The sequence below is a fragment of the Zobellia nedashkovskayae genome (genome assembly GCF_015330125.1).
Taxonomy (GTDB): Bacteria; Bacteroidota; Bacteroidia; order Flavobacteriales; family Flavobacteriaceae; genus Zobellia; species Zobellia nedashkovskayae.
Window position 1 is genome coordinate 747,916 of the sequence record NZ_JADDXR010000002.1, and the last position, 12,105, is coordinate 760,020.

The following is a 12,105-nucleotide window of genomic DNA, read 5'->3' on the forward strand; positions in this document are numbered from 1 at the left end:
TTATCTTAACTATTTGAACAACCAATCCTTAACCTTTACTTGGTTTAGGCATTGGTTTTGACATATTATCCTTACTCTTATCGAATACATAATCGATTACTTGTTGATGTCTATTTTTTGAACGAACAGAACTACCGGCAGCTGGAGAAGCATAGAACCTTCTTGAAACTACTCTAAATTTATTCGCATCACTAAAATGCATCATCATATGACTCCAAGCACCCATATTTCTTGGTTCTTCTTGAGCCCAGACCAAATCGTCGGCCTTTTTATATTTTGCAATAACTGCTTTCATCTTTTCAGAAGGAACCGGGAACAATTGCTCTACACGAACCAAGGCCACATCATCTCTTTTCTGTTCTTCTTTTACCGCTAGCAAATCATAATAAAATTTACCTGTACAGAATACAACAGATTTTACTTTGCTTACCGTAACAGAAGTATCATCAATAACTTCTTGAAAACCTCCCGACGCTAATTCATCTACCGTAGACATCGCTTTTGGATGTCTTAATAAACTTTTTGGCGTGAAAATAATTAGTGGCTTTCTAAAATTTACTTTCATTTGCCTTCTAAGAATATGGAACATCTGCGCTGGCGTAGAAACATCGGCAATATACATATTGTCTCTTGCACAAAGCTGTAAGTATCTCTCCATACGAGCAGAAGAATGTTCTGCTCCTTGTCCTTCATAACCATGTGGAAGTAACATCACCAAACCGTTTTGTAATTTCCATTTATCCTCAGCAGCCGAAATATACTGATCAATCATAATTTGGGCACCATTACTAAAATCACCAAACTGTGCTTCCCAAATCGTTAATGTATTAGGACTGGCCATGGCATAACCATAATCAAAACCTACTACACCATACTCAGACAATAATGAGTTATATATCTGAAATTTAGCTTGCTTATCACTAATATGATTTAACAAGATTACTTCTTCTTCACTTTCTTCAACCTTCATTACGGCATGTCTGTGAGAAAACGTACCACGCTCCACATCTTGACCTGACATACGAACCGCATAACCTTCTTGCAATAATGTACCATAGGCCAACAATTCACCCATAGCCCAGTCTAACTTATCAGACTCGAAGAACATTTTCTTGCGATCTCTTATCAGCTTATCAACCTTACGCAAGAACTTTTTATCTTTTGGAAGCTCCGTAATGACCTTGGCAATTTTGGTAAGTTCTTTTTTATCGAAAGTGGTATCTACTTTCTCCATCATTTCCCACTCACGAACGTTGGCAAAGCCTTTCCATTCATCCGCCATAAAAGGAGTTATCTCCGTTTTATCTTCTTTACGAGAATCTACCAATTCTTCTTCCAAAGAAGCCTTGTACTCTTCTTCTAACCCTTTTACATAGTCTTTTTCAATAACTCCTTCTGCCAACAATTTCTCCGCATAAATATCACGCGGATTTTGATGTTTAGCTATGGCCTTATACAATTTTGGTTGCGTAAAGCGAGGCTCATCACCTTCGTTATGACCATATTTTCTATACCCCAATAAATCGATAAATACATCTCTATTGAAACGCATACGATACTCCAAGGCAAAAAGCGACGCATGTACTACAGCTTCTGCATCATCAGAATTTACGTGTAATACCGGACTCAAAGTTACTTTCCCAACATCTGTACAATAAGTAGATGTACGAGCATCTAAATAATTTGTAGTAAAACCAATTTGGTTATTTACCACTATATGTATAGTTCCATTTGTTTTATAGCCATCAAGATTAGCCATTTGAACCAATTCATATATAAGACCTTGACCAGCAATAGCCGCATCACCATGTACAACTATAGGTAGTACTTTTGAAAAATCATCAGGAAAATGGGCGTCCTGCTTAGCACGAGCTATACCTTCTACTACCGCACCAACCGTTTCTAAGTGAGAAGGGTTAGGAGCAATATTCATTTTTATTTTTTTACCATTATCGGTTTTACGATCAGACGTCCAACCTAAATGATATTTTACATCACCATCAAAAATCTCTTGTTCATAATCCTTCCCGTCAAACTCGCTAAAGATATCCTTTGCCGCTTTTCCAAAAATATTAGTAAGCACATTAAGTCTCCCTCTATGTGCCATACCCATGACAAACTGCTCCACGCCTAGCTCGGCAGCACGCTCTACAACAGCATCTAACGCAGGTATTAGTGATTCGTTTCCTTCTAATGAAAATCTTTTCTGACCCACATATTTAGTATGCAAAAAGCCTTCAAACGAAACCGCTTGATTTAACTTTCTAAGAATACGCCTTTTATGTTCAGCGTCAAATTTAGGGTGGTTAGCATTAACGTTTAACCAATCCTGAATCCATTGTATGCGTTCCGGTTTACGGATGTACATATATTCAACACCAATAGCATCGCAATAAGCGTGTTGCAAATGGTCTATAATTTCTTTTAAAGTACACACCCCAATGCCAACAACTTCGCCTGCATTAAAAACAGTACTTAGGTCTCCTTGTGAAAGTCCAAAATTTTCAATATCCAATGATGGCTCGTATTTTCTACGTTCGCGAACTGGGTTTGTTTTTGTAAACAAATGACCTCTGCTACGGTAACCATCAATAAGCCGAATAACCTGAAACTCCTTTTGGAGTGACTCTGGCATCTGCTGACCCATAGAATTTTGAGTGCCGTTTTGAGCTACGAAACCCTCAACATCTAACTCATCAAGAGCGGTCTCGGTTCCGAAATCATAACCTTGAAAAAAGGCTCGCCAACTAGGCTCTACACTATCGGGGTTAATAAGATATTTGTCGTATAACTCTGAAAAAAAAGAGGTATGAGCGGTATTTAGAAAAGAATATTTATCCATAGAAAATTCTCTGTCATGCAAATAAATGGGTACAAAAATACAATAATTCCCATTTGTGGGACGTATCTTAGTACGCAATATTGAAAAAATAAAGATAATGATTAAAAAACTTTATAAGTTCTCCAAAAGCACTTTTTTAGTGTTATTTCTTATCGTTTTCGCATTAAATTGTTCCGCACAAAACACTTCTACCCCCTCCGATTTTTGGAATAAGGTACGGTTTGGCGGAGGACTAGGCTTTGGACTCAACAATGGAGGTTTTAATGCTTCAGTGTCACCTAGTGCTATCTATCAATTTAGTGAGCAATTTTCAAGTGGTGTAAGTCTTACTTTTAATTATGCCAAATATGACGACAGTAAACGTTATGCCTATGGCGGAAGCATTATTTCGCTCTACAACCCCATACATTTTTTACAAATTTCTGCAGAATTAGAACAATTACGCATCAATCAAACTCTTGGTTTCAATGATTTATCTACAATTGAAGATAATTATTGGTCGCCCGCTCTATTCTTAGGATTAGGGTATACAGATCGAAATTTCACTGTTGGTATTCGCTACAACGTTCTTTATGATGATAGCAAAAGTATATATCTTGATGCATGGATGCCTTTCGTAAGAGTTTATTTTTAGGAGTATTTTGCTTTCAAATAAACTTTTTGAAGCTCTCTTTTTAATATAAGAAAGGTAACCTGATCGGCTACCTCTACAACATCGGTTACTGCAATCTCCTTAAAAGCTTTCTCCGGAACATCTATTATATAGAGCAAATTCAGGTATTCTGAAAAACGCTCCATAATCAGGCGATATATCTTCTCCCTTAAAACACTCTTAAGTTCTTCGGGAAGAATTTCTAAACTCAGGTCTATATAAATATTGGCCAGGCCAAAATCTTTTATCAGTTGAGCTACCAGCTTATTGTAAAGCTCTGCTTTTTCTGCATTAGCAAGCAATTCTGTACTATCGGAAAAATTCAAAACCATAAATTATCTACGTTTCTGATTCAATGTTGGTTTTGCCTGATAAAAAAATAATTCTAGATAATGAACAGCAAAGTCTATATATTAAGGTTATGCCCTAACTTTTTGCTCCCACTCCCAAGCAGACTTCATTGCTTCGTCTAAAGTATATTGAGATTTCCAACCTAAAACATCATTCGCTTTTTTAGTATCTGCATAAGCAGAAACAATATCTCCAGCTCTTCTATCTACGATTTTATAATTCAGTTTTTTACCAGAAACCCTTTCAAAACTATGAATAACCTCAAGGACAGAACTTCCTTTTCCTGTACCTAAGTTAAACACCTCATAGTTATCTTGGTTCTTCCCTCCTAGCAAGCGTTGCAATGCCTTTACATGAGCCTTGGCCAAATCTACCACGTAAATATAATCCCGAATACATGTACCATCTTCCGTAGGATAATCATCACCAAAAACAGACAGTTCCTCTCTTAACCCCATACCTGTTTGGGTTATGAAAGGCACCAAGTTCTGTGGCACACCAATAGGCAATTCTCCTATACTACCACTAGGATGGGCACCCATTGGGTTAAAATAACGCAATGCAATAGCTTTCAATTTTGGATTTACAGCACATGTGTCACGAATAATCTCTTCGCCCATTTGCTTGGTATTCCCATAAGGAGATTCTGCTGGTTTTACCGGAGCCTTTTCACTAATAGGCATTTCATCTGCCTGACCATAAACGGTACAAGAAGAACTGAATATAAAACTAGCGTTGTCTTTCTTAGAAAGTTCTTTCAAAAGATAGACCAATGTACCTATGTTGTTTTCATAATACAAAAGTGGTTTCTGAACACTTTCGCCAACGGCTTTTGAGGCTGCAAAATGAATCACTCCTTGAACGTCTTGATGTCTTTTAAAAAAATCTTCAACTTTAGCTTTTTCCTTTAAATCAATCTTTTCAAAAATTGGCATTTTACCAGAAATGGAAGAAATACCCTCCAATACCTTTTCAGATGAATTGGAACAATCATCAATTATCACTACCTCAAAACCTTCGTTTTGAAGTTCTACAACTGTATGTGATCCAATAAATCCGAGCCCGCCGGTTACTAATATTTTCATAGTCTATTTTTTAAAAACCCACTCGAAAAAAGAGTAGGTTTCTTTGCTTTATTTATAGTCAGTTTTGGATTCAAAAGTAATGGATAAGGCAAATTGCCATTACCCATTTACAAAGTCCACCACCGTTTTTGTTATAAAATCTATTTGCTCACCATCCAACTCCGTGTGCATTGGCAATGAAATAACTTCTTTCACCAATTGGTTCGTTACCGGAAAATCCGCTTCGTTATATCGCTCATCAACATAAGCTTTTTGTTTATGCAAAGGAATAGGGTAGTATACACCACATGGAATATCTTTTTCCGCTAAATGCTTTACTAAGGCATCTCTTTTTCCGTTGGTAATTCTTAATGTATATTGATGAAATACATGACAGGTGCATGTATCACAAATTTCCTCTCCACATTGCGTAGTCCTAGGTGTAATAATATTGGCCTGTTCTCTAAAAGCACTATTGTAACTTCTAGCAGCTTGCCTTCTTCTATTACAATATTGGTCTAATTTTGGCAATTTTGCACGTAAAACCGCTGCCTGAATAGAATCTAACCTAGAATTCACTCCCACCACATCATGATGGTATCTTTCATACATACCGTGATTAACAATACCCCTTAAGGTGTGTGCCAACTCATCATCATTGGTGAAAATCGCACCACCATCACCATAAGCTCCTAGATTCTTTGAGGGAAAAAAAGACGTTGCACCTACATGACCTATGGTACCTGCTTTTTGCTTCTTACCATTATTAAATGTATAATCCGCTCCAATAGCTTGAGCATTATCCTCAATAACATAAAGATTGTGCTGTTCCGCCAATTGCATAATAGCGTCCATATTGGCACATTGTCCAAATAAATGTACCGGAACAATTGCTTTTGTTTTGGGTGTTATAGCCTTTTCAACGGCTGCAATATCTATATTAAAAGTATCTGGTTCTACATCCACAAGAACAGGTGTTAATTGCAAAAGTGCAATTACCTCTACTGTTGCCGCAAATGTAAAATCTGCCGTGATTACCTCATCACCTGGCTCAAGACCCAACCCCATCATTGCAATCTGTAAGGCATCTGTACCATTAGCACATGGTATAACGTGTTTTACACTCAAATAGGCTTCTAGTTCGCTTTGAAAAGATTTTACTTCAGGGCCATTTATGAAAGCCGAAGTTTCCATAATAGTAGCTATAGCAGAATTCACTTGTTCTTTTATTCCTTCGTACTGGCCTCCTAAGTCGACCATTTGAATTTTTTTCATCGTCATGAATTATATAAATCGAAACAAAAATACGAAACCATGCAGTACAATTTTATGTAAAGAAGCGTAATTTAGCCCAAAATATGAATCAGTGCACAGCATCTATAATGTGATTGTTCAGATTTCTTGGTTCTTCTTGAAAATTCTGGCTCTTTTTAATTCTAAACTAAAGCTGTTTGTTAACGGCCGAAAGCATTCCTTCTACCTACTTGATAATGCCATTTCCAAAGATGACAAAACTCTTTGGGTTCATGCCGCATCATTAGGGGAGTTCGAACAGGGACTTCCTATTATTGAAAAACTTAAGAACGTATATCCAGCCCATAAAATTGTACTTACCTTCTTCTCCCCTTCCGGATATGAAGTAAAAAAAAATACTTCAGCGGCAGATGTAGTGGCCTACCTTCCTATGGACACTAAGAAAAATGCCGCCCATTTTGTAAAAACGGTGCATCCGGACATAGCCATTTTTGTCAAATATGAAATTTGGCCCAACTATATGAAGGCACTAGAAAAGAATAAAGTCCCAGCTATTTTAATTTCCGCTCTTTTTAATAAAAACCAGGTATATTTTAAAGCTTACGGCGGATTCATGAGGAGTACCTTGCGTAAATTCTCGAACTATTTTGTTCAAGATGAGAATTCAAAAAAACTGTTAGAATCCATTGGAATAAAAAATGCACATGTAAGTGGAGACACCCGTCTAGACCGTGTTTCTGAAATCCTAGACCGAGATAACACCTTGGACTTCATGGAAGCTTTTAAAAATGACAAACTTTGTTTTGTTGCCGGAAGCACTTGGCCTGAAGATGAAACCATATTAATAGACCATATAAACCACGCTCCAAAAAATTTAAAATACGTACTAGCGCCACATACTATTAAAAAGGATAAAATATTAGGGCTTGCAGGAGCATTTACCAAAAAAACTACGCTTTACTCAAAAATTGACAGCAACAACCTGCGTGATTATGATGTATTGATTATTGACAATATAGGACTTTTAACTAGAATTTACAGTTACGCGGATATTGCCTATGTTGGCGGTGGTTTTTCTACTGGGTTGCATAACACCTTGGAGCCTGCCGTTTTTGGTATTCCGGTTATTATAGGACCAAACTATGACGGCTTTAAAGAAGCCGAGGATTTAGTGAAACAAAAAGGCATTTACCCAATTAAAGACCAATGGACTTTTGGTGAGCTCTTAAAAAAATTTCTAGATAGTCCGGACTTCAGAAAAAAGACGGGAGAAATAAATGCTACTTACATTTCAAAAAACAAAGGTGCTAGCCAAGAAATAATAAACCACATTAAGGGGCTCATCTAATCATCTTCCTTAAAGTTTATTTTTAATAAATCCGTATTTTTCTTTTTAAGGCAAGATACCTTTTATCGTTTTTTTAAACTGTTCAACTGATGAATGTACTAAACATGAGCTAGTTAAGTCAAATAATTCGCAATAATTAGGCTTCGTATTTAATAATTTATTAAATTTAAGGAAACCTAATGAAAATGGAACAACAACTAAACCCTAGTGTAAAATTACTTAACGGATTTCTTAGAATCATGATTACTTGCCTGGTACTAATTTTACTGGCCGTACCAGTAGCCTTAGTTTTAGATATGATCGGAATTTTATAAAATCTTCAAGAAAAATAAATTGACCAAGCATAAGAAAGGCCCTCATAGAGGGCCTTTTAATTTATCACAAAGTAGCAATTATTCCCTTAATGTAACCAATTGATTCCATCATGCCCGGCAAAGGGTCATCTCCTTCTGCCTCATATTCCAAAGCCAGAGTTCCTTTATAATTTAACTTTGAAACTGTCTTTAGAAAAGCAGGAAAGTCTATAACACCGCGACCAATGATACAGGTCTCTCCATCATGCTCGGAAGCCGTTACATCTTTTAAATGAATATCAAAGACCCTATCAAAGAACTGGGTTACATCTTGCGAAGGGTCTCTTTTTATACGTTGCGTGTGCCCTATATCTACACAGAGGCCCATGCGTTTATCCCTACCCTTAATTTTCACATAAGCACTTTCCGCACTTGGGTATACTTTATCTCCCGGGCCATGGTTATGAATGGCTAGTTTTATATCATATGATTTTACTTTCTTTTCTACGTAATCTAGAAGGTTATGGCTAGGCACACCCACAATCATATCAAGCTCCGCCATTTTGGCGTATTCAAAGGCTTGGTCCACCTCTTCCTCGCTATTCATATAAATCACGCCTGCGCCGTAAAAATCTACACCTTTCTCTTTACATTCTGCGACAGCGCTTTTTATCGTGTGCGCACCCGAATCTAGAGGCAAATGCATGCTCTTAAAGGTAATCCTTTTTAAACCGCACCTAAGCGTCATATCCAAAGCCTTTTCACGTGTAAATTCCCGGAGAGTAAATGAGGCAACCCCTAGCTTTAAATCGGATTTTGAAGTATTACCATTTTCTTTCACAGTAGCAGCTTTTGTCACCACAGGAAAGGAAAGAGCACCAATACCCAATACTCCGGCAGATGTGCGCTTTAAAAAATTTCTTCTGTTCGCTTTCATGTATTTTTTGTTTTTGGTTCTTAGTCTGTTTTGGTCTTAAAATTATGATATGCTATTTAACTCCTTTTAATTCTGTTCCCCATCCGTAAATACCTCGTGAGATTATTATCAATAACAACCAATAAATTCACTTTAACCATCTATTTACAAACATCTTAAAGCTCATTTTTTCAATTTTATATAATTGCGAAATAATCATATTCAGGTCTATAAATATATAACACTTTTAAACTTTCTGCAATTAGACAGGCAATACCTTAACATAACTCCTAGTTTTTATATGAATTTCCAAACATCCAATTTAGCTTATTATTCGTATTTTGATTGACCAACAACAGTACAAAATGAAATATATAGACTTGAATCACCTTATTCCGCAACTAGCAGAAAAAGGCACATGGATAGGCAGGTGCATGGTTCCTGCAAAAAAAGCACATAAAGGTGTAGCCGGACCTCACGTGGTCTTGGCTAGAAAGGGAAAAATTTACGACCTTTCTGCATATTACAATTCCACTAGCGAATTACTAAACAGCAAGAACCCGGTTACTAGCTTAAAAGCTCTAAAGGATTTACCTAAACTTGGTAACCTAACGGACGTATTAAAAAACTCTTTGTATTTCAATCAAAATCCCAATCTCCCTTACTTAATCTCGCCAAATGACATTCAAGCGATTAAAGCATGTGGTGTGACTTTCGTTAAAAGTTTACTGGAAAGGGTCATTGAAGAACAAGCCAAAGGAGATGCTAGTGCAGCCAAGGAAATACGTAAAACCATATCTGCTTCATTAGGTAAGGATTTAAGCAAGGTGGTACCGGGTTCTCCCCAGACCAAAAAATTGAAGAAAGAGTTACAAAAGAAAGGACTATGGTCCCAATATCTTGAAGTAGGTATTGGAAAAGATGCTGAAATTTTTACAAAAGCCCAACCTATGTCCGCTGTTGGGTTTGGAGCTGAAATAGGAGTTTTAAAAAGTTCTAAATGGAATAATCCTGAACCAGAAATTGTGCTAGCCGTATCATCTTCTGGTAAAATAATGGGCGCCACCTTAGGCAACGATGTAAACCTTCGTGATTATGAAGGGCGGAGCGCGTTACTCTTAGGCGAAGCGAAAGATCAGAATGGCTCTTGCGCCATTGGCCCTATGTTTCGGTTGTTCGATGAGAAGTTTACTCTAGATGATGTAAAAAAATGTGATGTGCAACTTTTCTTGGAAGGAAAGGATAGTTTCACTACATCTGGAAGTAATAATATGACGGAAATAAGCCGTACACCAGAAAATTTAGTGGCACAGGTAATTAGTGAAAACCATCAATACCCAGACGGATTTGTACTTTTTTTAGGCACCATGTTCGCACCTACAAAGGATCGTGACAAAGAAGGATTAGGCTTTACTCATAAAAGGGGTGACCAGGTAACCATTTCGGCATCACATTTGGGCACACTTACAAACTGGACAAATACTTGCGATAAAATACCAAAGTGGAAATTTGGCATTGGTGCTTTTACCAACTATATCGTGAAAAGAAATTCAAAGAAATCTTAGAATCACATAAAGAAATTAGAAAAACCCGATTATAGGAAGCAATTTATTTTCTATAATCGGGTTTTTAACAGTTGTCAAGAAAATGTACATCTTAAGCGCTATTCTTGATAACTACTCACTATCCGCAACTTTCTCTTCTATTTTGTTAAGCAAATCGTCCGGGTCAAAAGGTTTAAAAATAAAGCCGTCCATACCACTTTCGAACATTTTTTCTTTCACCTCTTGAAATACGGAGGCCGATAGCGCAAGGATAGGAACAGTAGTGTTAAACTTCCTGATTTCCCTAGAAGCTATATACCCATCCATAACCGGCATCTGAATATCCATTAAAAGAATATGATAATCATTTTCACGTACTTTATTTACAGCAACAAGTCCATCATAAGCTACGTCTACAACTAAATTGGCCTTCTCTAATATCTGTTTCCCGACCATAACATTAATTTGATTGTCCTCGACTAACAATACCTTTTTTCCCTTTAAATCAAATACTTTTCTTTGTGTAGTTTTCTCTAACTCTTTACTAGAGGCTAACTTCAATTCTAAATTAAAATAAAAGCGGCTTCCCTCCCCCATTTTACTTTCTATGTGTACCTCGGAGCCCATGGCTTCTACTATACTTTTAACAATAGGCAAACCAAGTCCTGTTCCTCCGTATAAGCGATTTGTACTGCTGGAGGCTTGCGTAAATGCTTGCCATATTTTTCCTTGTTCTTCTTCTGTTATACCAATTCCGGTATCTATGATTTCTGTACGTATAAGTACCTTATCATTAGTTACCTTTTCTTTTACGATTTTCAAGGTCACACTTCCTTTGTCCGTAAACTTAATTGCATTAGAAACCAGGTTATTGATTACCTGATTAAAACGCACAATATCTAACCAAACAGTGGGAAGGTCATCATCAATTTCTAGTTCCAAAGTAATTCCTTTACGCAAACAACTAGATTCATGAATTTTTTTTATCTGTTTCACCGCAGCCAAAATATTAGTAGGAATAGGATCAAGTTCAATTATTGTTGATTCCATTTTACTGAAATCCAAAACGTTATTCAACAAATTCAACAGTATTTTTCCTGAATAGTTCAACGCCTCTATATTCTGCTTTTGATCCTCTCGTGGATTCGTATCACCTAAAATATGTGATAAACCCGTAATTGCATTTAGCGGTGTTCTTATCTCATGGCTCATCATACTTAAAAACCTAGACTTGGCATTTGATGCCTCAATGGCTTCTTCTCTCTGATTATGTATTTTAGAGTAAAATCCGGCATTTATAAAAGAGAAATACGTTAACTGATACGTAACTAGAAGAATTGTAGTAATAATGGAAATTGGATAAATATACTTTCCTGCCAGCACTGGGTCCATGTGGGTACTAGTAAAGAGATTAAAATCTGTGTAGTATAAAAGAAACCAAAACACCATCGATAAACCTGCAAATAATGGGATATAGATTTTTTCCCTTATAAAGGAAAACAGCACAAAAGGCAAAGCCATTGCAAACATTAGTATAAATTCTACACTACCAGGCTTTCCAATAAATGACGCAGTTACCGTAACACTCAAATTAAAGGCAATCATGTAAATAAAGCGAGCCAATGTTAGGTTTCCCTTTTTAGAGATTATTGCAGAAAGTATAAAAAGAGGTGCCGTAGCTATGATATAATTGCTTAGTTCCACCATATCCAATACTCTGGCTAGAAAAAACCAAATTATTGTAATAACAGTGGTCAACAATGAAAGCATAAAAACAAGTTGTACTCTTCTGTTTGAAAATTCTGACATATTTAACATGTGTTATTGTGAGGTAAATATAA

General features: G+C 36.6%; 10 protein-coding genes. 4 read left to right on the forward strand and 6 right to left on the reverse strand.

Going from position 1 to position 12,105, the window contains the following annotated elements; genetic code table 11:
- Window positions 1–28: 28 nt before the first annotated feature.
- On the reverse strand, window positions 29–2,842 hold the full coding sequence (locus tag IWB64_RS03205) for a 2-oxoglutarate dehydrogenase E1 component (RefSeq protein WP_194532641.1): 2,814 nt from the start codon (window positions 2,840–2,842) through the stop codon (window positions 29–31).
- Window positions 2,843–2,939: 97 nt separating this feature from the next.
- Here IWB64_RS03205 and IWB64_RS03210 point away from each other — a divergent pair, with 97 nt between their 5' ends.
- Entirely contained in the window at window positions 2,940–3,476 is a 537-nt protein-coding gene (locus IWB64_RS03210; RefSeq protein WP_194532642.1) for an alpha-ketoglutarate decarboxylase, read from the forward strand.
- Here IWB64_RS03210 and IWB64_RS03215 read toward each other — a convergent pair.
- The 3 genes from IWB64_RS03215 to IWB64_RS03225 form a co-directional block, all read right to left on the reverse strand.
- Window positions 3,473–3,826 (reverse strand): hypothetical protein, encoded by a 354-nt coding sequence (locus IWB64_RS03215; RefSeq protein ID WP_194532643.1) that lies wholly within the window; start codon window positions 3,824–3,826, stop codon window positions 3,473–3,475. The two genes, IWB64_RS03210 and IWB64_RS03215, sit on opposite strands and share 4 nt — an antisense overlap.
- Window positions 3,827–3,913: 87 nt before the next feature.
- Window positions 3,914–4,930 carry a UDP-glucose 4-epimerase GalE gene (gene galE, locus IWB64_RS03220; RefSeq protein ID WP_194532644.1) on the reverse strand — a complete coding sequence of 339 codons (1,017 nt, stop codon included), beginning with the start codon at window positions 4,928–4,930 and terminating at the stop codon, window positions 3,914–3,916.
- Window positions 4,931–5,029: 99 nt separating this feature from the next.
- Window positions 5,030–6,184 (reverse strand): DegT/DnrJ/EryC1/StrS family aminotransferase, encoded by a 1,155-nt coding sequence (locus IWB64_RS03225; RefSeq protein WP_194532645.1) that lies wholly within the window; start codon window positions 6,182–6,184, stop codon window positions 5,030–5,032.
- 91 nt (window positions 6,185–6,275) lie between these two features.
- Here IWB64_RS03225 and IWB64_RS03230 point away from each other — a divergent pair, with 91 nt between their 5' ends.
- Window positions 6,276–7,511, forward strand: coding sequence for a 3-deoxy-D-manno-octulosonic acid transferase (locus IWB64_RS03230; RefSeq protein ID WP_194532646.1), 1,236 nt, complete (start codon window positions 6,276–6,278; stop codon window positions 7,509–7,511).
- A gap of 185 nt (window positions 7,512–7,696) precedes the next feature.
- Window positions 7,697–7,825 (forward strand): hypothetical protein, encoded by a 129-nt coding sequence (locus tag IWB64_RS20485; protein ID WP_262893333.1) that lies wholly within the window; start codon window positions 7,697–7,699, stop codon window positions 7,823–7,825.
- A gap of 64 nt (window positions 7,826–7,889) precedes the next feature.
- Here the strand turns inward: IWB64_RS20485 and IWB64_RS03235 are convergent, their stop codons facing one another.
- On the reverse strand, window positions 7,890–8,741 hold the full coding sequence (locus IWB64_RS03235; RefSeq protein ID WP_194532647.1) for a sugar phosphate isomerase/epimerase family protein: 852 nt from the start codon (window positions 8,739–8,741) through the stop codon (window positions 7,890–7,892).
- 344 nt (window positions 8,742–9,085) lie between these two features.
- On the opposite strand from IWB64_RS03235, the gene IWB64_RS03240 reads away from it, so the two are divergent.
- Window positions 9,086–10,285, forward strand: coding sequence for a fumarylacetoacetate hydrolase family protein (locus IWB64_RS03240; protein ID WP_194532648.1), 1,200 nt, complete (start codon window positions 9,086–9,088; stop codon window positions 10,283–10,285).
- Between the two features lie 111 nt (window positions 10,286–10,396).
- Here IWB64_RS03240 and IWB64_RS03245 read toward each other — a convergent pair whose 3' ends face one another.
- Window positions 10,397–12,073, reverse strand: coding sequence for a response regulator (locus IWB64_RS03245; protein WP_226975792.1), 1,677 nt, complete (start codon window positions 12,071–12,073; stop codon window positions 10,397–10,399).
- Window positions 12,074–12,105 lie beyond the last annotated feature (32 nt).